This is a genomic window from Chitinophaga sp. SYP-B3965 (assembly GCF_009647655.1).
Taxonomy (GTDB): Bacteria; Bacteroidota; Bacteroidia; order Chitinophagales; family Chitinophagaceae; genus Chitinophaga.
Window position 1 is genome coordinate 233556 of sequence record NZ_WJFD01000005.1, and the last position, 22461, is coordinate 256016.

The 22461-nt window shown below is 43.2% G+C and carries 14 protein-coding genes and 4 tRNA genes; 3 read left to right on the plus strand and 15 right to left on the minus strand.

Features of this window, described 5'->3' with window-relative positions:
• Positions 1-5: 5 nt before the first annotated feature.
• Positions 6-464, minus strand: coding sequence for a MarR family winged helix-turn-helix transcriptional regulator (locus GFS24_RS24245; RefSeq protein WP_153664162.1), 459 nt, complete (start codon positions 462-464; stop codon positions 6-8).
• Positions 465-520: 56 nt separating this feature from the next.
• Here GFS24_RS24245 and GFS24_RS24250 point away from each other — a divergent pair, with 56 nt between their 5' ends.
• Entirely contained in the window at positions 521-2623 is a 2103-nt protein-coding gene (locus GFS24_RS24250) for a thiamine pyrophosphate-dependent enzyme (RefSeq protein WP_153664164.1), read from the plus strand.
• On the opposite strand, the gene GFS24_RS24255 is transcribed toward GFS24_RS24250, so the two are convergent.
• The 3 genes from GFS24_RS24255 to GFS24_RS24265 are packed head-to-tail and all read right to left on the minus strand — an operon-like array spanning position 2620 to position 4445.
• The gene (locus GFS24_RS24255) at positions 2620-3195 is read right to left on the minus strand and encodes a pentapeptide repeat-containing protein (RefSeq protein WP_153664166.1); all 576 of its coding nucleotides are present in this window, start codon (positions 3193-3195) and stop codon (positions 2620-2622) included. The two genes, GFS24_RS24250 and GFS24_RS24255, sit on opposite strands and share 4 nt — an antisense overlap.
• A gap of 10 nt (positions 3196-3205) precedes the next feature.
• Entirely contained in the window at positions 3206-3700 is a 495-nt protein-coding gene (locus tag GFS24_RS24260; protein ID WP_173003180.1) for a hypothetical protein, read from the minus strand.
• A 43-nt stretch (positions 3701-3743) separates the two neighbouring features.
• The gene (locus GFS24_RS24265; RefSeq protein WP_153664170.1) at positions 3744-4445 is read right to left on the minus strand and encodes a GDSL-type esterase/lipase family protein; all 702 of its coding nucleotides are present in this window, start codon (positions 4443-4445) and stop codon (positions 3744-3746) included.
• A gap of 53 nt (positions 4446-4498) precedes the next feature.
• Here GFS24_RS24265 and GFS24_RS24270 point away from each other — a divergent pair, with 53 nt between their 5' ends.
• The gene (locus GFS24_RS24270) at positions 4499-5446 is read left to right on the plus strand and encodes a pectinesterase family protein (RefSeq protein ID WP_153664172.1); all 948 of its coding nucleotides are present in this window, start codon (positions 4499-4501) and stop codon (positions 5444-5446) included.
• Here GFS24_RS24270 and GFS24_RS24275 read toward each other — a convergent pair.
• The 10 genes from GFS24_RS24275 to GFS24_RS24320 form a co-directional block, all read right to left on the minus strand.
• Positions 5443-7788 carry an ATP-binding protein gene (locus tag GFS24_RS24275; protein WP_153664174.1) on the minus strand — a complete coding sequence of 782 codons (2346 nt, stop codon included), beginning with the start codon at positions 7786-7788 and terminating at the stop codon, positions 5443-5445. The genes GFS24_RS24270 and GFS24_RS24275 overlap by 4 nt on opposite strands.
• A gap of 76 nt (positions 7789-7864) precedes the next feature.
• Positions 7865-8377 (minus strand): hypothetical protein, encoded by a 513-nt coding sequence (locus GFS24_RS24280; RefSeq protein ID WP_153664176.1) that lies wholly within the window; start codon positions 8375-8377, stop codon positions 7865-7867.
• Positions 8378-9264: 887 nt separating this feature from the next.
• On the minus strand, positions 9265-13728 hold the full coding sequence (gene cas9 / locus GFS24_RS24285; RefSeq protein ID WP_153664179.1) for a type II CRISPR RNA-guided endonuclease Cas9: 4464 nt from the start codon (positions 13726-13728) through the stop codon (positions 9265-9267).
• 489 nt (positions 13729-14217) lie between these two features.
• Positions 14218-14302 (minus strand) — tRNA-Ser (locus GFS24_RS24290).
• Between the two features lie 88 nt (positions 14303-14390).
• A tRNA-Ser gene (locus GFS24_RS24295) sits at positions 14391-14477 on the minus strand.
• Positions 14478-14482: 5 nt separating this feature from the next.
• Positions 14483-14568 (minus strand) — tRNA-Tyr (locus tag GFS24_RS24300).
• A 5-nt stretch (positions 14569-14573) separates the two neighbouring features.
• Positions 14574-14647 (minus strand) — tRNA-Leu (locus tag GFS24_RS24305).
• A 290-nt stretch (positions 14648-14937) separates the two neighbouring features.
• Positions 14938-17424, minus strand: a complete 2487-nt coding sequence (locus GFS24_RS24310; protein WP_153664181.1) for a phosphocholine-specific phospholipase C — start codon at positions 17422-17424, stop codon at positions 14938-14940.
• 85 nt (positions 17425-17509) lie between these two features.
• On the minus strand, positions 17510-19909 hold the full coding sequence (locus tag GFS24_RS24315) for a putative Ig domain-containing protein (protein ID WP_153664184.1): 2400 nt from the start codon (positions 19907-19909) through the stop codon (positions 17510-17512).
• An 8-nt stretch (positions 19910-19917) separates the two neighbouring features.
• Positions 19918-20817, minus strand: a complete 900-nt coding sequence (locus GFS24_RS24320; protein ID WP_153664186.1) for a hypothetical protein — start codon at positions 20815-20817, stop codon at positions 19918-19920.
• 89 nt (positions 20818-20906) lie between these two features.
• Between GFS24_RS24320 and GFS24_RS24325 the strand changes: the two genes are divergently transcribed.
• Complete coding sequence (locus tag GFS24_RS24325; protein WP_153664188.1) at positions 20907-21878, plus strand: D-glycerate dehydrogenase; 972 nt, start codon at positions 20907-20909, stop codon at positions 21876-21878.
• Here GFS24_RS24325 and GFS24_RS24330 read toward each other — a convergent pair.
• Complete coding sequence (locus GFS24_RS24330; protein WP_173003181.1) at positions 21875-22438, minus strand: class I SAM-dependent methyltransferase; 564 nt, start codon at positions 22436-22438, stop codon at positions 21875-21877. The genes GFS24_RS24325 and GFS24_RS24330 overlap by 4 nt on opposite strands.
• Positions 22439-22461 lie beyond the last annotated feature (23 nt).

The following is a 22461-nucleotide window of genomic DNA, read 5'->3' on the forward strand; positions in this document are numbered from 1 at the left end:
TCTTATTAATTTTTTCCTTTTTTACTTTCTTCCGGTATGTTGCTGTAGATCACATCAAGGATCCTCGTTAACTCTGAATAATCTGCCTCCGAGAGATTCTTCCACCCCGTTTTACGCATGTCCAGTACCAAAGGCCTCACGTCTTTGTATTTGTTCACACCAGCCGGTGTAAGCTGAACAAATACCTTCCTGCGGTCGTCTGTAGATCCCTGCCTTTCCACCAGTTCCTTTTTTACCAATAATTCAATGATCCGGGAAACCGTTGTGATGTCCTTTGAGGTTAATCGGGCTAACTCATTGTGTGTGATGCGCTTATGCTTATAGAGGTTCTCAATCAGCAGCCACTGGTCTACTGTTATATCCTTACGGAGAGCATCAAAGCTCTTCTGCCAGTAGTTACGTATTTTTTTCAGGGTTGCATCCAGCTTAAAAAAAGATGGATTACTAACAAAAGTATCGTGCATATTATTTAATTTGCATTAGCAATAGTTGTTGTAGCAACTAATAATGCTAATTCGCCATGTCATATCACCAAAACAGTCTTACTGTGGTTAAAGATAGTATAAGCAATCCGACTTTGGAAGCCACCATTACTCACCGCGAGCAGGATGCAGCATTCCAGACATTGCTGCTGAAAGCATACCGCACAATGTGCCTGGCCAGGAGCATGGCAGATAAGTACGAAGCCAACCGGCCCATCTGCAAATATGTACATTCCACCTCTTCAGGCCATGAAGCCATCCAGATAGCAGCAGGTATGCTCCTGAAGCCCTGGGATTACGTAAGCCCCTATTACCGGGACGATAGCATGATGCTGGCCATGGGTTTTTCTCCCTACACGCTCATGCTGCAATTACTGGCAAAAGGAGAGGATACTTTCAGTGCCGGCCGTTCTTATTATTGTCATCCCAGCAGCCGCCAACCCGGCAAACCAGTGATCCCGCATCAAAGCAGTGCCACCGGTATGCAGGTGATTCCTACTACAGGCATAGCCCAGGGAATTCAATACCTGGAAAGCGTTGGCCTGATGGATACACCAGAAAGCCCGGTAGTGCTTTGCTCCCTTGGCGATGGAAGTGTAACAGAAGGAGAAGTGAGTGAAGCCTTCCAGTTTGCCGTATTGAAAGGTTTGCCAGTGATCTACCTCGTGCAGGATAACGAATGGGGCATTTCCGTAAGTTCAGCAGAAGCAAGGGCCATGGATGCCTTTGAATATGCTGCCGGTTTCAAAGGCCTGGAAAGGATCCGTGTGGACGGAAGTGATTTTGAAGCCAGTTACCACGCCATGGAATCCGCCCTGCTGTATGTGCGGACAGAAAGAAAACCGGTACTGGTACATGCCACCACGCCTTTATTAGGTCATCATACATCAGGTGTAAGAAAAGAATGGTACCGTACCACAGAAGATCTTAACAAACATCTGAGCCGTGATCCATTACCCCGCCTCAAACAATTACTTGAGCCTGAACAAGCCATAAAAATAGAAGAGGAAGCAAAGCGGCGCATCGATGAAGAGTTCGAAGCCGCCTGCAATAGCCCGGAACCTGATATCACCACCGTTGCCGATCACATATTTGCACCCACACCCATTACAGAAGAATTGGGTGAAAGAACACCTGCAAACGGAAGTAAAGTAGTGATGGTAGATGCCGCGCTGCATGCTATTGAAGAGATCATGCATGCTTATCCGGAAGCAATACTTTTCGGCCAGGATGTCGGCCGTCGTTTGGGAGGTGTATTCAGAGAAGCAGCTACACTTGCAGAGAAATTCGGAGACCACCGTGTATATAATACCGCCATCCAGGAAGCCTATATTATTGGCAGCACCGTTGGACTTTCTGCCGTTGGCGTAAAGCCTATCGTAGAAGTACAGTTTGCAGATTACATCTATCCCGGTTTTAATCAGCTGGTGAGTGAAATATCCAAAAGCTGTTACCTCAGCGCCGGCAAGTTCCCCGTGCAAACGCTCATCCGTGTACCGATTGGTGCTTATGGAGGAGGAGGACCTTATCACTCCGGAAGTATCGAATCCACCTTGCTGAGCATTAAAGGGATCAAGATCGCTTATCCTTCCAACGCAGCGGACCTCAAAGGTTTGATGAAAGCAGCCTTCCTGGATCCCAACCCCGTCATAATGCTGGAACATAAAGGATTGTACTGGAGTAAAGTACCCGGAACCCTGGAGGCCATGACCATCGAACCTGCTGCAGATTACATCCTGCCATTGGGCAAAGGGCGTGTAGTCCTGGAAGGAGAGGGCATGTGCATCATCACTTACGGAATGGGCGTGTATTGGGCAAAAGCCGCAGCTGCATTATACCCCGGGAAAGTAGAAGTAATAGATCTGCGGACGTTATATCCCCTGGATGAAGAGTTGATCTTTGCCACAGTACGTAAACACGGTAAGTGTCTGGTATTAACAGAAGAGCAGTTGAATAATTCATTCGCAGAAAGTTTAGCGGGGAGGATTTCTTTGGAATGCTTCCGTTGGCTGGATGCTCCTGTGATGACAATGGGTGCAATGGATCTGCCTGCCGTGCCTTTGAATATGGCATTGGAGAAGGAGATGTTGCCGAATGCGGAAAAGGTAGGAGCGAAGATTGGAGAATTGTTGAAATATTAAGGCTCAATCTCAATATCATATCTATCTAAAAGGCCTGCTATCCCCATCTGGGAAAAGCGGGCTTTTTTTATCTTATTCAACTCCGGATCAATAGAATAATTATACGCAGTCAGAAAATTAACCTTCTCAAGAATTGTGCTGTCAAATTTAGCCAATGCCAGATCACAGTTATCAAAAGTAGAACCACTCAGATCACAGGCAGTAAAATCCACCTCCCGAAGGTTGCAGTCTTTAAAGGTTGTCTTCTTAGGTTTGGTATGATAAAAAGAAGAATGGTTGAGGATGCAGTTATCAAATTTAACGGCAAAGCCAAATGGATTGCAGTTCCCGAAATCCAACCCCAACATTTTGCTGTCTGAAAATTTAATATCCCTGAAGGCCGTCTTTGCCAGGTTCGCCATATTTAAATTGCAGCCTGAAAAACTGCAGCCTGAAAAATTAATACCGGATAGATCAGCATTTGAAAGATCGCAGTTAATAAAGCTGCATAATTCGTATTCACCTTTGGGCAAAGGCCGCTGGGTAAAATCAATTTTCTCGAACGTTTTTTCTACCTCGTATACCTCTTCCATAAAACATAAATCATGATTCGATCCCTAAGGTAAGAACTATTTGTCCTTTAGCCGTCCTGTAAACTAATATTTCGGACAATACCAGATCTATGATATCGTGCCCCCAGATCCCGTGTTTTCCATTCGTTTCATTTCTATTGATCAGCCCTTTTCTTTCTTCAAGGGGAATTACCTTAGTTGTCGTGGTCTTTTCTTCTTCAGCGTATATTAAATGATAGTGTTTACAGATCTCCTGAATGAGTGTTTGTTTGGTAAACCCGCCAGGGGAAACCAACTCGAATGTATAAGACTTTGTTAGCGGATAATCAATAATTACCGTGATGGTATCCTCATCAATCACCTTTTTATTTTTATCGATAAGGTTGACAAGGGCTTCTTTGGGATTTGCTATTTCAATATAAGGACTAAAATCGTTTCCTTCTTTTACACTAAAACTGATTTCCGATAATAGTTCAGCAGACGTTGCTAACGTATCTTCAGGAACCATTTTTTCCAATGCTGCCATTAGTCCAATGGTATCGGCCAATACTTTTTTCTCCGGCTCTGTGTTATGAGCGCAACTTATAAGAGTAACTGTCAGAATTAACAGGAGGGATAAATGTTTCAAATGATAGGATTTGATGTTTTATAATCTGCTCATACAACCGCTTAGCCATAATTCCAGACCCTTCCGCATTAGGATGTATCTTATCAGGCACCAGCTCAGGTTTATCCACCAGCAGGCTATGCATATCCACTACCTCCCGCTGTGTATTCAAACCCACCTGGCGAATAAGCGGAATAATATCCCGCACAATCACAGGGTCCCAGATCCCGGTACTATCCGTTACAAAAGAAACAGCCGGCAAAAGTAATAGGATCCTTGGATGAGAAGGTAACGCAGCAAACGATTTGATCAGCGTATCATAATCTGCAACAAACTCCCCATAACGAGGCCGGTTCACCAGTTTACTATCATTCCCGCCAAGGTCTATAATAACGATATCCGGTTCAATGGCCAGCGCTTGTTGATATGCGCCCGTTTTATGATAGGGTGAATTGCCATTGCGCAATAGGGTAGTCCCGCTTACCCCAAAGTTGCTTACTTTATAAGTAGCCCCCAGTAATGTTTGCAACTGTGCAGGAAAAGAAAAATGCTCACGGTCTTTGATCGTTGCGCCATAAGTAATGCTGGCGCCGATACAGGCCACTTTTGTCGTATCCTGGCAAAAGCCGGATAGACTGATAAACAGTAAAAAGACAAACTTCATACAGTACCTAAGATATATAATAAATTGCTTAAATTTGAAATAACCCTTAAAACATGAAACCCTTTTTAATCATTCTTATATTCGCAGCGCAATGCCTGAAGGCTCAACAGGTAACAGTGGATGCAAACGGCACAGGAGATTTCAAAACAATACAGGAAGCGATTAATTCCATCCGTGACCTTTCACAGCAAAAGGTTAAGATCTATATTAAGAACGGTGTCTACCATGAAAAGATCGTGGTACCTTCCTGGAAAACCAATATTGCATTCGTAGGAGAGAATAAAGACAGCACCATTATCACCAATGATGACTATTCCGGTAAATTAAAACCAGAAGGGAAATTCAGCACTTTCACCTCCTACACCGTTCTTGTTCAAGGCAATGATTTCAGCGCAGAGAACATCACCATCCGGAACACAGCCGGCAGAGTAGGGCAGGGTGTTGCATTACATGTAGAAGCAGATCGTGCTGTTATAAAGAATTGCAAACTGCTGGGCAACCAGGATACTTTATACGCCGGCAAAGAGAACAGCCGGCAGTATTACGAGGATTGCTATATTGAAGGCACTACTGATTTCATTTTTGGCGAAGCAACCGTTGTATTTCAAAGGTGCACTATCAAGAGCTTAGTGAATTCCTTCATCACCGCGGCCGCTACTTCACCAAGACAACCATTCGGTTTCGTACTCATGAATTGCAAACTGGAAACGGACACCGCTGCAAAAAGAGTATACCTCGGAAGGCCCTGGCGCCCTTATGCCCGTACTGTTTTTATACATTGTGAATTAGGTGCTCACATTGTAGCCGCAGGCTGGGACCCATGGTCCGGCGATGCGAGATTCCCGGACAAAGAGAAAACAACTTACTATGCTGAATACGGAAATACTGGCCCCGGGGCTTCTACAAAGGATCGTGTTTCCTGGTCAAAGCAATTAAGCGCAGCAGAAGCTAAGAAATATACCATTAAGAATATCTTGAACGATTGGAACCCTTTAAATTAGATCTTCAGCTTCATCACCTGCGCAATCTTCAAAAGGGTAGCTAACATTTCCCGTGGGAAGAAAGGTTTATTAAGTATATCAAACACCCCTTTCTGCGCAAATTTCCTTCTTACTTCCGGCATAATATCTGCCGTGAAAATAACGATATGCACATCCTTATATTCATTCCGGATGATCTCTGACAGGGCATAGCCATCCATTTCAGGCATATGAAGGTCCAGCAGGGCAATGTCATACTTGTTCTTCTGCAAAAGTTCCAGTGCTTCTGGTCCGCTCAGTGCGCAATCCGGTTGTATACCAAAGTATTCCAGTTGCCTTTTGGCCACCAGTACATTGATGGGATTGTCTTCCACAAATATTAAGCGGATGTCTTTAAATTTCCTGGCATAACCTGAAATTTCCGGTAAGAGTTCTTCCCGTTTGGCCGGCCTGTTCTTTTTGGTGGGCAGATCAAATACAATGTCGAAGTGAAACTCTGTTCCTACACCAGGTTCGCTTTCCAGGAATATCTGGCTGTTGTGTAAAGTGATCAGTTTCTGCGTGATGGCCAGCCCAAGCCCCGTACCCGCTTGTTTTCTAACGGTAGATTGCTGCACTTGCCGGAAGCTTTCAAATACCGTTTCCAGATGTTCTTTTGGAATACCAATGCCGGTGTCTTTCACAGAGAAATGAACCGTCACCTTTTCCGTTTGTTTTTTCACCAGTTCCACATTGATGCTTATCTGTCCTTTATCTGTATATTTAATAGCATTGCTGAGCAGGTTATTCAGGATCTGATTCAACCGTGTAACATCTGCTATGATCTTCCTGGGGATGTTATCATCTACTGTGCTTACCAGTGAAAGACCTTTAATGTCCGCCAGGGATTTAAACTGGTTTTGGATGTTTTTGATCTGTTCGTGGAGGTTCAGAACAGAATAATTCAGTTCGAATTGTTCCCGGTCTATTTTATTGAGATCAAGGATATCGTTGATCAATTGCAAAAGATGATCAGCGGAGAACAGGAGGTTATGGATATATTCTTCCTGTTCAGGGATATAATTTAGTTTGAGCAGATTGGCAATGCCGATGATACCATTCAATGGCGTCCGGATCTCATGGCTCATGATGGATAAGAAATCTGATTTAGCTCTTGCCGCATCTTCCGCAGAATCCCTGGCCTGGATCAATTCCAGTTCATCTTCTTTTTTACGGGTGATATCCATCAAAGCCCCCCGGAGCATGATCACCTTATTGTGGTCTGAAAAAACAGGTGTACCAATAGCCCGGATCCATTTTTTATTCCCCTTCGCGGTAATGATCCTTAACTCAATATCATATGATTTACCCTGAAACATAGCTGCGGCAAAATGCTCGGCCATCATTACACGATCTTCTTCCGCAACATAAGTATTCACCACATCAAGAGCAGGAGTAAATGTTTCATCCAGATCGTAAATTAAATAGGTATGTTTGGTCCAGAAGATTTCCTGGGTTTGCAGGTTCACTTCCCAGCCCCCTGTTCTGCTCAATTCCTGGCTAACATCTAATAACTGGTTAGTAAGCTCAAGGCGCCCTCTTATATCCTGCAGCGCCAGTTCCGCCTGTTTTTCAGCTGTTACATCCTGTATGCTCAGTACCAATAAATAATTCGAGAGGTCAGGGCTTTTAATAACAGGTTTGATCCTTGCTTTAAACCATTGGTCTTTGGAATCATCAAAGTGTTTGTAAGTAATATCGCGTACTTCTCCCACTTCAATTACTTCCTTTATTACTTCAACGAACATGGATGCTTGTGGTCCCAGTACATCGGCTATCTTTTTACCCAGGAACTCTTTTTTGGGCATGAACAGGATAGCTTCATCATGTACCCATACATTCTTGAAGGTGAGGTGCCCGTCAATTTCAAATACAATATCTTCCATGGAGGTGATCAGCGCCTGGAGATGGGTACTTAGTTCCATCTGCCTGTTCTCGCTCATCTTTTCTTCCGTAATATCCTGTACATAACCAACCAGGTAGCGGCTGTTATCCTCTTCGTCGGTAACAGAGCGAATATTGGCTTTGCAATAGAGCAATCCTGTTTTGGGATGTTTCACCCGGTAATAAAACACGAGGCTGGTATGCGGCGTTTCAACAGATCTGTTAATGACACTCTCCACAGCAGGAAGGTCCTCTTCCACGATGATCTTTAACCAGCCCTTACCTTGTGATTTGTCAAAGCTAAGGCTTGTCATCTTCTCCCATTCCTCGTTCACAAAGAAGCAGTTTCCTTCAATGTCTGTCAAAAAAGCGCCTATTGGAGCAAGTTGTAAGGCTTTTTGGATATGGATTTCCTCCCCATAATGTTGATCCGTTTTCATTGGAAAGGGCGATTTTAAAATATGGCTATTAATGTTTAAACTGAATATAGTGCTTTTTAATAAATCATCAGCAGTCCTAACATAAAATATCCTTTGTATTGACGTTTCCGGTCCTGTCGTAAGCCAGTATCCTGATGATCTTCTCACTACTTCGGAGCTTATACTCCCATTCACGGCGGTTCTTGCCTGGAGTTGCCGGCCGGATTTGCCCTGAAGATTCCACCTTTACATTATCCACTATATAGCTGTCTTTTACCTGTATAGTAACGATTCCCGCTTCCACACTCACTTTTGTGATCTCCGGACCATGGAAGGCTTCCCGGAAAGCTACATTGTAAGCCGAATGCCCCGGTTTGGCCATTGCCAGGTAATATTGCTTTTTAACCGGATCTGCGATGGCAGCTTTTGCGTATGTATTAGCCCTGGAAAACCTTTCCCGGTTGGCCAATTGTTTGTCTGTAGGGGGCTTCTCATAAGGCTTTGGCATTTTGCAGATCACGGTTTTGCCGTTCCGTTGCCTGAAAACGAATTGTTTGCCAAATGTTCCGCTGGCTCCTTTAAGGAGTAGGTTATCTGTGAGCATTGCCATAATACGGCTAAGGTAAGGGATTATCTTTACATAGGGTTGACATAGGCTTAAAATAAGGTATTCAGATAACCTCGCACCTCTAAAGGGCTTTTTGCGACAGAGGGAGCTATTTAGAAAATTGGTTTGATGTTTTCAGGGGAGGAGGGGGCAAATTTATTGGGTTTTCTTTTTTTAAGTGGGGAAGGCGATTTTTTTATTTTCTCTGTATCTTGGACCTTTCACAACAAAATAAACCCCTTAACAATAGCATAGCTTGTTGTGATTTGCTTTCAAATTTCGCAGCATTTTAGACCTTTTACAACTATTATGCTTATGGAAACATCGTTCTAAGCGTTGTGATTTACTTTCAATTTTCTCAGTACCTTAGACCTTTCACAGCATTAGCAAATTCCATAACTCACTAACAGGAGTTGTGATTTTCTTTCAATTTTCTCAGTATCTTAGGCCTTTCACAACAAAACTAAAACGTACCCTTTCTGATTTATGTTGTGATTTGCTTTCAAAATCCTCAGTATCTTATATCTTTCACAGCATAACCCTAATTTGTGCTTTTAAGTAGTTGTGTTTTCTCGGTATCTTAGGCCTTTTACAACCTCTGTGCCCGATTGCCCTAAACCAACTCCTGTTGTAATTTGCTTTCAATTTCTCAGTATCTTAGACCTTTGACAACAGCAGGGTAAAGGAAGGCCCGCCACGAACGGTTGTGATTTACTTTCAAATTTCTCAGTATCTTAATACTTCCTCAACAAAGACAAGGGGTTTTTTCATCCATTGTTTGTGTTGTGATTTTCTTTCAAATTTCTAGGTATCTTCAATCTTTCACAACGACACAAAGATCATTACCAGTGTCTTGCCCGTTGTGATTTGCCTTCAACTTTCCCAGCCTGTTAACTTCCCTCCAGCAACTGCCCCTCCCCACTAAAAGCCGAACACAGCTTCACCTTCCCCAACCGATCCGCCACCAGCTTAAAACAAACATTCTTAATCATTACCTTGTCCACCCCTTCTATCTTATTCCTTTTTGTAAACTCAAACTTATCGATAATGGACTTGGCAACTGCATTAGGTAAACACGAAAGCCTGCTACCCGAAAAGCTGACCACCTTATACACCCTGTCCACCGAAATCTCTCCAATCCCATTCCAGTTCGCCAGCTCCTCCTCCGTAGGAAAATAAACAAGATCATTAGGTGAAAGATGAAATAACAACCGATCCCCCGACTCATTTATTTCCGGAACTGACTTCAATCCATGCTTTTGCCTCTCAATGACTACATGAAGTGGAATTGTTTCCGTAACCCGTTTGCCCTTTTCATCCTGGTAAACGCCAAAGAAGAGATTGGTTCCTTTAGCCGCCTCCACATACTTATCCTTCTTATTACCCGTCTGCCCAACATTGAACTTATTCCCTTTAGGCTCAAAAGTCCTCACTTTCAGAATGGGTTGGTGAGGCTTTCCATCATTGAGAGCAAGGATTTCTTTATTTAAAGCATCCAGTCCATCAGGAGAAAACGCCAACTCAGGATGCTCAATGATCTTTCCGTTTTGAATTTCATTAAATACCGCCAGATGAGCACGAAGAATTTTACGGATCCCTGTATCCGTTATACAGTCAATATAATTAGAATCAAAACTCTCATCTATTTTCACCCGGGTTGCCACAATTTCCTTGTCCCAATAGTATATCTCTATTCTGGAGATTCCCTGCTCCTTTAGCAGCACCGAAGGGTTCTGACCAAGCGCCTTCCATTCCTTGATTTTAGACTTCAGGTCCTTATCCACGATCATTTCCCAATTCTTCAATGCCGCAGATGTTGAAACGATTTTCTTCAGTTGTAATTGAATCAGCCCCTGAATGGTATCTTTGTGAAGGGGTTTCCTGATTGCCCAGTTGTCACCTTTTGTCTGCCTGACAAAGCCTTTCTTTAGTTCTCCGTTTTCATTTTTGATCCAGCCTTGATAACGGTTATTAGTTTTATTGATCACCCGGACGTTTTGCTTAAAGCTGACAATTATATCATTGATGAGTGATCCCGTATCCTGGGTGAAGCTCTCCCAGGGTTTATGAAATGCCCATTTGTAGTTAGTATCGTCATTATATTTCTTAAAGCATAAGGTATGTTTCAGGTCATAACGTTTCTTTTCCTTTTCCGCTTTTGAACGCCCTTTACCAATGGCACTTTCATTGTTCAGATAGTTGATATGATTCCTGGATGTACAGGCTACCACTATTGCATCCAAAGCATGATGCCGGTGATCGATCCTTTTTCTGTTAAACCCTTTTTGATGTTCAAGCGGCAATTCTGTTTGGAATACCAGCTTCCCTTCTTTATTTACCCACTTACCAAATCGGCTGCTTTGCGTCATTTCGTTTAATCTTTCGAATCTCGGGGTGATGATATCATTCCACACATCATTTAGCCCCCAATCTTGTTTAAGTGCTGCCGTAATGTTACCATTACTGCTAATAACGTTCTTTGAAACCGTTTCCTGCTCATTATCTTCTCTGACGATATTAGATAACAGGTTCTTTACAACTTTACTGATATACCTGGTATCATTAAGCTGTCTTTCAATGAAGACTTCCGGAATGTCTTCCGACAGGAGTTTTTTTAATTTCGATCTGTTTTTAGAAAAACTGTTTTTAACAAGGTGTTCATACTGCTCAACGGTAAGGATATTTATTTTCTCTCCATAACTGGCCTCCATTATTTTGCCACCATTGTTCTTTATGTATTCATAGGCGGTGTTTTTATCTTTATCCTTGTTCACCTCCACTTCACAAATAACCTTATTGCTGAAAGAATCATCAAAGTATCTCGACTGCGGAATGATGTGTTCAATATCATAAGCCCTTGTAAACAATTTATTCAGCGGAATTATCTTCCCTGTGTAAGGAGACCTATATTTCTGCTGAAGCCAGATCTTATAACGGGATAGTTCAGCTGTTGTTAGCTGAGACTGTCTGGCTATTTTAGAAATATCTTCGGGTATATCATTTTCAGCATGCAGCACCCCTTCTTCATAGATCTTCAGGATTTCCTGCTGCATGGGAGAATAGGGGCGAACATTCTCAACATTAGGATCATTCATTAACTCCGCTAGTAATGCTTTTATCCGGAGGTTGGTGTTCTCATTTCCAATTACCTGTTTTGTCATTTGCTCACGCTTCTTCGCAGGATTTTTCATTTCCCGGCCAAGTTCTACATGGATTTCATGGAAGAAACCTTCTTTACCATGGCCATATCCATTCCAGATATCCTTTACTACGAGGAGTGTTTCATTGATCACCTTCTCTACGATGGGATTACGCAGGCTGTGTTGTGGCAGGAGGGAAATGTCTGAGGGCCTTCTCCATTGTAAGGCTTCTTTATCTTCTGAATGACGATCGTAAACAATGTAAGAGGCCAGCCAAAGCGGCAATCCTTTAAAATCCGATGCACTCTTAAGTGATATCGCTTTATCTCTCACCCTGTCCTTAATCGATTCGTCATATTCACCGGTTGTGATTTTATCGATCCGCTGTAATGTGTGAGGGTGAATGTTACCTGGCTGCCAGTATTTCCCGATACGCATTAATGACAACAGTTTCCCAATTGCTTTGGCTGAAAATGCACCATAATCCTTCACATATGGAGGGAACTTTTTAAACGTCTCTGCAAAGTCATCCCCCAGTTCCTTCTTTTGGGCGAACGTCTTCAATGCTTTCTGAATTTCGACCCTGTCCTCAACAGAATAAAGGATATGCCATAAAGCTTCTTCATTTTCTTTTGTCAGGAAGGCGACAGGCACACTTTCTACCTTGGACAACCTGGCTAGTATCTGAGATCTTGTTTCGTTGCAGGGGTATGCCTTATCTTCCACATAATTCCATCGATATTCATCCGGTTTTTTTAGCTTGAAGAATTGTTTCAATAGTATTTTCTGTTCGATATCTTTTCTGTCGTTCAACCATTCGAATATTCTTTCCCAGTCCTGTTCTGATTTGAGCAGTTCATCTGTGATGTTTACATCAGTATCTTTCTCATATATCCTTAGGTTCTGAATGAACTGCCATAACCGGAATTCCTGGAATAGAGGATGGGACTTTGGGATGCATTTTACAGGGATCACTTCCCCTTTGGGAGACAGTTTGCTTTCATGGTTACAATTGCTGATAAGCGATTTTTTGCTCTTTAGTGGCCTTTGGTAAAAAATGATGTCATCCACAAATAGATAGGAAAAGTCTTTTTGCCGGATATTATGCTTGTGTAACTCGTTTTGCCGGTATAATTCTTCAATGCAAAGAGAATAGGCTTTTCTGCCATTTAGTGCTGGATGGAATTTTTTTTGCGTATGGAGTATTTGTTGGAGTTCGGTTTTATAAAATTCCCTTTCTATTGTACGGATGAGTTTCCCTTTTATTTTTTGATTGGGATTTTGAAGAAGGGTATCATAGATGTAGGCGCCTACTGTTTTACTACTATGACTCAGGTCATATTCCGCCTTCTTTTTTAGAAGTGTCCAGTCGTTTTCATCAGGAGCACGGAATGAGCGTTTTTCTTTTCCATCCTTGTCGAGTTTTATTGTACCGTCGCTGTTCAGTTCAGTAGTAACAATGAATTCTTTTCTCTTACCAATCCAGTCTAATGGAGCCCTACTGGTTCTCCTGTAGACCCAGCCATTTTCAAGTTGGATGTTGTACCAGGTGTCCTCCTCATTTTTTTTTCGTTCTGCTGCCTGTACGTCTACAATATTAAATGTGTGAAATTCCACCAACTTGTTTGGGGTTTCGTCTTCCTCTTCTCCTCGTAACTGGTAGTAACCTCTTTTTTGATTGAAGTTGAGCAGGAGCCAGGCCAGTTCTTCTTTTTCTATTTTTTCAGTTAATGCTTTCTTGCGGAGATAATAGATGGTCCATGCATGCGGGACTATTCTTCCTTCTGCCAGTAATGCAGGTTGGTGCCTGGAAAAATCCAGTAGCATTTCCGCATACGAGTTTGCGAAAATGAATTGTGTGTGATAGGAGAGTTTAGGTTCTGATCCCGGTATAAATTGACCTAATTTTTTTTCGAAATCAATTTGGTTAGAATAATGTTCAGGAAGAAATCCCAGGATATTCAATACCCTGTGCAATCGCTCTCTACGGAGAAGTGATCTTTCCCTGACCTTGCGTATACTGCGGAAGTTTGTTCTTTCAGCTGTTTGCGAATGTGATTGGCCACTGTCGAAATTTCCCAGGATATCTTGTGACATAGGAATGATCCGGGAGCCTGCTGCGATATTCCTGATAGGCTTACCAGCATCAGTGGTTTCTACTATTGCCCAGCCAATTGAGTTTGTGCCTATATCGAGGCCAAGATTTATTTTCATAGCGTAGTTTGTATGTTGGAATTTATTAATTTCAGTTTGAAAGCAAATCACAATAAGGATTATTCCGTAGTGAAAACTTTTACAGGAGTCCCGCTAATGGCGGGATTGTTGTTTTATGGAAGGATGGGATGCTGTTAAATAGAGGATGGTTGTTTTGGTGTGCATGCTATTTAATAGATAGGTTAGGCCCCAATTTTAAACGAAATATTTATGTATGATTGTTAACTGGAGGTTAAGGTGTAGTGCTGGTGAATTTTAACGGTTGACGACAAACGAGTTTGAATAGACAAAACGGTTGGTATGTTTAGAAGATTGAAAGCAAATCACAACCGACTCCGCTCAGGATGACCATGGGTTGGCGTTTTGAAAGATTCGAGTACAGATAATTTGAAAGCAAATAGCAACTCCTGAATTCATTTCAGAATCTTCGTTGTGAATAATCTAAGATACCGATAATTCTAAAAGAAAATCACACAAGAATACCAACAGAAGAAGATAAAGGATTCGAACCTTTGCCGGTTTTCACCGCCGTCAGTTTTCAAGACTGCGCCATTACCAACTCTGGCAATCTTCCAAATAAGAGATCATGACAGGAATTAAACCTGCGTTAAGTTAGTTTTGCAGACTAACCCCTATAGCAACATTGGGTACATGATCATATGCGGAGGACAATGGAATCGAACCATCACCGGAAAAGACCGGAACACCTTAGCAGGGTGCCGCAACAAACCATCATTTGCCTATCCTCCATTCGTGGGTGATATAGGATTCGAACCTATTACGTTTCTGATGTACCGGATTTACAGTCCGGTGCTACTCCACCATCGTAGCCGATCACCCATAAGTACCCCTGGTGGGAGTCGAACCCACAAAACTCCTGATCCTAAGTCAGGCGACTTTCCCGTTTGCCCACAGGGGTGTATAAAAAACAAAAACGCCTCTCAGTATAAACCAAGAGGCGTTCGAAATTCCTTTATTCAAGTAATCACACGACCTCCCGGTTGCTCAGATAGCAACTCAGTGAAAGGCAATATGACGTAGTTTGTTTCATGATGGTGCAAAGATAAAGGGATTCTAAACTTGCATCCAAGCAGGAAATGATGAATCCGATTCATCATTTATGAAACGAAGATTGAAATTGAAAGCAAATCACAAGAAAACGAGATCAAAAAAAAGGGCCGCTTCAAAGAGCAGCCCTCAAACAAAACTTTAAGAAAGCAACGGATCACTAAACCCTTCCACCCCGTTCTCCACTCTTCCTGCATAACGTTTCTCAAAAGCAGCAAACCCATTCACCTTTATGCTAAAGTCGTACCAGTTATGGTTCTTACCCAGCTCCAGGAAAATATCCTTGGAACTGCCCTTACCGATGATGTGCTGCACATCTGCCTGCTTATAGCTATTGTCCTTCACCGTGATCTTTAGCGCATCTGAGGATGAAGTATTACGGATCTTAATAACCAGACTACCACTTTTATCACGCACATATTCACAACTAACTTCCATAGAAGGATCATGATCATTACCGGTAAATTCCCGGTAGAAACCATTTGGCCCATGTAAGCGAAGATGATATTTACTGTCTGCAAACTGCGCTACCGGCCAGCTATACCCCAGATTCTCCCCTGCCTTCACTGCAAAATCCCAGTTCCTGAAACTTTGACCGGCAAATGAAACAGGAGCATAAACTCTGAAAGGAGAACCTGCTGATGTTGCACCGAATAGTTGATTACCTGCAGCCATCGTGAGATCGAAACTCTTGGTAGCTGCATTCCACTTACCATCCGCATATAACTCATAAGGTAATGCACAGGAAGCACGAAGCCCCGGTTCCTGTTTCGCCAATGGGTTTGGCGTCTTCAGCGCTGCAATTTCACGCGAAGAGAATTGTTTATATCCGGTAGGTTCAGGTTTAAATTGCGCATTATGAATCGTCTCTACGAATTTCTCTTTATTAAGAAAAGGTAAGTCGTTTTTTGTACCGTCGAAGGGCGTGAACGCAGAGGTAAGGTTACCGCAGATCGTACGTCTCCACTGACTGATATTATCGAGGTGAATTTTCTTGGAGAATTTTTTATTCACGAATTCTTCCAGGAACTGAAGGGTGGAAGTATGATCAAAAACCTGTGAGTTTACTTTACCACCACGGCTCCAGGGAGAAGCAATTAATAAAGGTACCCTGAAACCCAGTCCGATAGGGGCCTCGCGGGCTTGTTTCTTCTCAATGCCTTGTGCCAGTTCATTCGCTAATCTTACATGTTCTACTTCTGTATCTATGCCAGGAGAAACTTTTCCTGTACCAGGTTTGTTTTCATCCGGGATGGAGAATGGAACGAAGTGGTCGAAGTAACCATCGTTCTCATCATAAGTAACAATGAAGATAGTTTTTTTCCATACTTCAGGATTACTGGTGAGGATGTCCATGATCTCAGATACATACAATGCACCATACCATGGAGCGCTGGGGTGATCAGAGAATTTCTGTGGTCCTGCTATCCAGGATACAGTGGGTAGTTTATTTTCTTTAACGTCTTTGCGTAATTGATACAGTACATCTCCGGCCGGTACTGTCATTTCACGGGATGTTCCGTTATCATCATATTTTAAAGTAGTAATGGAACGGTAACCTGGATCTTCAGAGTTGATCACGAAAGCGCTATAGTAAAGTTCTTTCTGTTTATCCGTTAGTTTTTCGAAGCTTTCTTTATTCCACTTCGACATTTCGGATACAGCATTATCCAGTACTGCCTGCTTTTTAATCACATCCGCTTTATTCTTTGTAGCAGCAGCTTCTGTGGAAGGTGTAACTTCCTGTAATTTATTGATCTCGTCTGGCAGTGTTTCAATCTGCTTCTGCAGACTTTTCACATATCTTTCAGAGAACTGCACATTATAAGCCGCGAAGAATTCCAGCAGGTTGCAACCGAAGTTGGCTAACCAGGAACGTTCATCTCCCGTATAACCACCACCTGTGCTGAGATCATTCTGATAGAATTTCCATTTGACATCGTTTTCAGACAGCAATTCGGGAAAGGTTTTCCATTTCAGTTTACCATAGCTGTAGTCCGTATTGCGGATGTTCGCCTTAGTAAGCCCATCTTCTTTACTGTTGATCTGACCTGTCCAGAAGAAAGAACGGTTGGGCGTAGTGCTGGTCATGGCAGAGCAGAAATTCTGGTCACATACCGTGAAAGCGTCTGCCATGGCAAAGTTGAACGGAATATCTTCCCGGGTATAATATCCCATGGTTAAGGGGATATGCTCAAATTGCTTGTTACCCGGTTTTTTAGCGATCAGCCATTTATCATATTTACCTTCATTATGAGCATCCACCTGGCTGGCCCTTGAATGGGGCAGGGCACCCATCCAGGTTACTTTGGTATCCTTGATATCCAGCCGGAAAGGGGAGTAGGTTTCATCCTTTGCATTGGTTTGCAGCCATACCGGTTTGCCGTCTGGCAAGGTCACAGCACGGGGATCATTAAAACCCCGAACCCCTTTTAACGTACCAAAGCAGTGGTCAAAGGAACGGTTCTCCTGCATGAGGATCACCACATGTTCTGCATCCAGGAAAGTACTACCCGGCCGGGGATCTATTGCCATGGCCCTTTGTATGGACGCTGGCAAAATAGAAGAAACACCGGCAGCCCCGGATAATAACATAGATTTCTTCAGAAATTCTCTTCTGTTATCCATTGTAAACGTGATATTTTCTAATAAATGGTTCCGTATCAACCACTAAATTATAAATTATGTTGGGCTGTGCAACATGATTTTATTGTTAGGGAATGTACTTGTCCACCGGCTGCACTTCTATCCAGGATTGTTCTTTATCCGTGAGGCAGGACGTGAAGAAGGCCGTTACTTCACCTTTTTCATTGGTAAATACAAAAGGACGCTCCCTCCGCCGGAAGGTGAAAGAGCTGCCATCATCATATGTTACTTTTTTAGAGTAGATGGATTCCTTCGAAAGCAGCGCAAAATGAATACCATCCTTAGAGTAATACTGCGCACCATCTTTATTCACCCCGGTGGCATCTCCCCGAAAATCGCTCAGGATCACATTGTACTGACCGGAGGCCCACCAGATAGTAGGATCTTCCAGTTGATTCAAACCAGGCAGGAGATTCTCTGCTTCCAGGCGCGTATAAGGACCTTTAAAAGAAGGAGCCGTATAACCTTGTGCAATCCGGATATCCTTCACCGCTTTCCTCCCGAATACATACACACTGCCATCTTTTCTAATAAGCGGCGCGGGATTGGAAAACGGCATCGCCAGGCTATCCATTCTCTTCCAGGGCCCTGTGATCTTATCAGCAGTAGCATATCCCGTTTCGTTAGCGGAAGAAATATAATACAGTACAAAGGTATTCCCCGCTTTAACGATCTTGGGATTATGTGCACGGTCATTGTCCCAATAACCTTCTCTCTTTTGCAAAACCACTTCCTGGAAAGTATAAGGGCCATATAAATTATTTGAAGTAGCACGTACTACTTCTGAATATTTCGTCCAGCCGCCTAATCCATATTGCTCCGGCCAGCGGGAAGCAAACATATGATACGTGTTACCCACTTTGATCACAGAAGGGCACCAGAGAATATACCCCGGCATTTTAAATCCACCATTTTTCACAGCAGGTTTCATGGCCGATCTTAATGTTGGAGGAGGAACTGGTTCCAATCGTACCATCACCACGCCGTGTTCTGCCACAGGAGTTTTAAACTCCCCTTCAAAAACGCCGAGGTCTTTTTGCCGCCAGAGGTCCCGCACAACATATTTCCCTTTTATGCCAAGGTCTGCCCATTTCAATGTAAGCTGTTGTGTGCCACTGTCTGCGAGATTAAACAAGCCCGCAGCTTTGCATCCGTCTTCAATATCTTTTGCCATGACTACCAGGTCTCCCTGTTTGGATATAACCGTAGCCTGTTTACCTAAAGCATCCTGGTTAATAGCAATCACTTCATCATTCGTTAATAATCCTAAGGTAAAGTCATCCAGCTTTGTCATATCGTTACCCAATAACAGGGGGACAGACATTAAACACCATGCACTCATATGGGCATATTGCTCATCTGGTGTAAGTTTAGAAGGCCATTTATCTTTTGCATTCCATCCCACTACACCAACGATCATCATATCCGGATCGTTCCAATGACCCGGACGGGCAAAGGGCGCCCATTTATCCTGCGTAGGGATGCGGCTTTTCAGACTTTTCCAGTTGTCTTTGATATCACCACCGGTACGCCATGCATTAGATACAGCAGATAGATCAGCGATCGTAGCAAACGGAATACTGTTAGATAAACTGTAAACAATATCTCTGCCACTATTCCTTAATGCATCATACATCATTTTGGTTTCCGGCAACTCTGCAGGATTCCAGTCATACTTCATATAATCCACATCCCACAATGCCCACTGTTTTACATCCGCATCCACGAAGGAATAAGTACCTATAGCATAAGGGAGTTGTTTTTTATTCCGCGGTACCTGTTCTTTGGTCTTTTCAAATTTTCCTTCTGCATTCATAGCAGTACCGCCTATACGATGACCATAAGATTCTACCCATGGCGTAGAGTATATGCCGAATTTAAGTCCCAGGGCATGGATCTCATCACTCAGTTGCTTCATATCTGAGAAACGGGAAGTATCTGGCTGTATAGCATGTAGCGGTCCGCCACGTTCACCCTGCCAGCCATCATCTATATTCATATAAGACCATCCGTGATTGATCAGTCCGCTGGATGCCATGGCCTTAGCCTGTGCCAATACATCTTCCTGCGTGATGCGGGTACCATAAATATTATAGTGGTTCCAACCCATAGGAGGCGTGAGGGCAATATCTTCTCCCACTACTATTTTAAAATCCCGCCGAACGGTACCGGCTTCATTTTTCGCCTGTAACGAAATAACATACGCACCCGTTTTGGAAATGCTGCCGGTTATCTTACCCGTGTTAGCATCTACTTTTACTCCATCGGGAACATTAGAAGCAGAGAAGGTCATCGGCCGTTTGCCGGAAGCAGGAATAGTGAAAACGATCGGATGCCCCGGCCTTACACCAAATACTTTCGGCCCATTGATCTTTGGCTCAGGGCCATGTGCAGGTGTAAGCGAAACAGTTTGTGCATTTACACCAAGTGCGAACAGCACCACCAGAAAAAAGAAAGAGAATTTCATTTGAAAATTTATTTAGTCAGATCCCATGTAGCATTATAAGGCTTGCCGGATTTAGCCGTCACCCATATCAGTCCTAATTCCTGATCCGGATGTTTGATCAGCGGCAGTATATCATTTCCCCAATCGCGGATAGGGTCTTTCAGTTTCCACCATCCTGATTCCTTACTGCCATTCATGCCATCTTCATCAGCAGGATAACCCAGTTGAAATGCACAGGCAGCAGGATAAAAATGATTCGCCCAGTCAGCAAACCCTTTATTTAATTCAGTAATCGTACCTTCTGATGCATCATCAATAAACAGCAGATCCCCTTTGCCGCGATAAACAGGCGGCATAAAAGAAGGACTATAATGACGAAGGAATAAACGATAAGCAGGGTTATGCGATTTTATTTTTTCATCCCATACTTTAGCGAGAGAATCTGTGGCTTTCCCATAGTATTCCAGTTCTACACCCAGCCCTGCAATGCAGGTATGGTGTGAAAATTTCTTCAACCATTGATCGATCATCGCAGGAACATCATCTCCCTTAAAAGGAAACACTTCCAGGAAAACAGTCACCCCTGCTTTATCCATATGGGATAAATATAACTCATGCTCTTCCGCAGATAAACCTTTGTGTGCAGGTGTGAGTTTAGATAGATCACCTACCGCCCAGGTAGCCAGGGGCGCAGAACCAGGGAACTTTTTATTGACATGGAAAATAACTTTTGCCAGCGCAGCAGGATCCGGGAGATTGATAAAGGCACCTATTTTGATATCAAGTTTGGTAACCCCATCCCCCGCACTTTTGCGGGTAGGCTGCCAGGCGCCGGACCATTTAAATTTGGCAGGAGCATGTTGTGTAATGAAGCCGTACAGGGCAAGCATAACAATGCCGGCAAGTAAGGCGCGCTTTACGTGTTTCATATACTGTGGAATTGGGATAAATATAGATAATAATTTATGCTAAAACAACCTTAACACTAACCTAAGGCAGAAAGCTGTATTTTTAGAACATGAAGGTTTTTATTACAAGGGTTATTCCCGAAAAAGGACTACAACTGTTACAGGACGCAGGTCTCCATATTACACAGTGGACGGAAAAGCGAGACCTCACACCAGCAGAACTGATAGCATATTGTAAACAACATGATGCTTTATTAAGCGTAGGCCCTAATAAAATTAACAGTAGTTTTTTGCAGGAATGCAGTCACCTGAAAGTAATTGCTTTACATGCAGTAGGGTTTGATAATGTAGATGTAAAAGCTGCTACGGAATTAAAGATCCCTATCGGAAACACCCCCGGCGTATTAAGTAACGCCACAGCGGATACCGCTTTTCTATTAATGCTCGCCGTTTCACGCAAAGCATTCTACATGCATAAACAGATCGGTAAAGGAGAGTGGGGCTTTTTTGAACCAACCGCTAACCTGGGTATGGAACTCACCGGTAAAACATTAGGTATTGCGGGTTTAGGAAAGATCGGTTTCGAAATGGCCAAACGTTGCATCGGCGCATACGGTATGAAAGTGATCTACCACAACCGCCACACAAATAAAGAAGCAGAAGAAATATTAAAAGCAGAAAAAGTATCATTCGAAGAGCTGCTCGCACAAAGTGATGTATTATCCGTACACACTGCACTAACACCGGAAACCCAGGGCATGTTCAACAAAGCCGCTTTCGATAGAATGAAACCCACCGCCATTTTTGTGAACGCCGCCAGGGGATCTATTCATAATGAAACAGACCTCATCAATGCCCTGAATGAAAAAGTAATATGGGGTGCCGGTCTTGATGTGACTAACCCGGAACCTATGGCAGCAGATAATCCACTATTAGATATGCCCAATGTAGCGGTATTACCGCATATCGGCTCTGCCACAGTAGAAGCAAGAAATGCTATGGCTACCATGGCAGCGCAAAATATTATTGCAGGATTAAAAGGAGAACGGTTACCGTTTGTGGTAAATCCGGAGATCTATTAGCGCTTGATCCACATTTTTAGCTGGAAGTCGGGAGAAACATCCACCACCTGGTAACTGGGCGGTACTTCATTTTCCAGGCTGTGGAAAGTAACCAGCCGTGTACCGCTGCATTTTTTCTCCAGCGCTCTATAAAGAAAACGGGAGTAGTAAACGTACAGGTTGGCAGAACATTCTACGGCGTTGTCAATCTTGTCCCCGTCATCAATATTCTCAAAGAAGGAATTGTAGAAATAGTAATTATCATATGCATCCAGGTCAATCTTTGTGAAATTGGCATGAATGAAATCCACGTTCTGCACATTGGCCACTTCCTTCGCTTCCAGCGAAAGATGGTATAATTCCTCTCTTTGCTCCACCCCGTAAAAATTCACCTGTGGGAAGCTGATGCCGCCAAGAATGCAAAACTTACCCACGCCGCTGCCAATATCCAGCACTTTTTTACCCGGACTGTTAGCCAGGAATTGTGCTGATTTTCTCGCAACGCTCATGGGCGTCCAATGCCGCTTTGACAATTGCTGGATCCTTTCAGGATACAACCAGTCAAAAGCAGAGTCGGTCACATATCTGGCAGGCTTAACTACTA

What these genes read in the sequence shown, in the direction of transcription:
- GFS24_RS24245 (WP_153664162.1), bottom strand. Translation starts at nt 464, where the DNA reads ATGCACGATACTTTTGTTAGTAATCCATCTTTTTTTAAGCTGGATGCA.
- GFS24_RS24265 (WP_153664170.1), bottom strand. Translation starts at nt 4,445, where the DNA reads ATGAAGTTTGTCTTTTTACTGTTTATCAGTCTATCCGGCTTTTGCCAG.
- GFS24_RS24250 (WP_153664164.1), top strand. Translation starts at nt 521, where the DNA reads ATGTCATATCACCAAAACAGTCTTACTGTGGTTAAAGATAGTATAAGC.
- GFS24_RS24255 (WP_153664166.1), bottom strand. Translation starts at nt 3,195, where the DNA reads ATGGAAGAGGTATACGAGGTAGAAAAAACGTTCGAGAAAATTGATTTT.
- GFS24_RS24310 (WP_153664181.1), bottom strand. Translation starts at nt 17,424, where the DNA reads ATGGATAACAGAAGAGAATTTCTGAAGAAATCTATGTTATTATCCGGG.
- GFS24_RS24325 (WP_153664188.1), top strand. Translation starts at nt 20,907, where the DNA reads ATGAAGGTTTTTATTACAAGGGTTATTCCCGAAAAAGGACTACAACTG.
- GFS24_RS24260 (WP_173003180.1), bottom strand. Translation starts at nt 3,700, where the DNA reads ATGGCAGCATTGGAAAAAATGGTTCCTGAAGATACGTTAGCAACGTCT.
- GFS24_RS24315 (WP_153664184.1), bottom strand. Translation starts at nt 19,909, where the DNA reads ATGAAATTCTCTTTCTTTTTTCTGGTGGTGCTGTTCGCACTTGGTGTA.
- GFS24_RS24270 (WP_153664172.1), top strand. Translation starts at nt 4,499, where the DNA reads ATGAAACCCTTTTTAATCATTCTTATATTCGCAGCGCAATGCCTGAAG.
- GFS24_RS24280 (WP_153664176.1), bottom strand. Translation starts at nt 8,377, where the DNA reads ATGGCAATGCTCACAGATAACCTACTCCTTAAAGGAGCCAGCGGAACA.
- GFS24_RS24275 (WP_153664174.1), bottom strand. Translation starts at nt 7,788, where the DNA reads ATGAAAACGGATCAACATTATGGGGAGGAAATCCATATCCAAAAAGCC.
- cas9 (WP_153664179.1), bottom strand. Translation starts at nt 13,728, where the DNA reads ATGAAAATAAATCTTGGCCTCGATATAGGCACAAACTCAATTGGCTGG.
- GFS24_RS24320 (WP_153664186.1), bottom strand. Translation starts at nt 20,817, where the DNA reads ATGAAACACGTAAAGCGCGCCTTACTTGCCGGCATTGTTATGCTTGCC.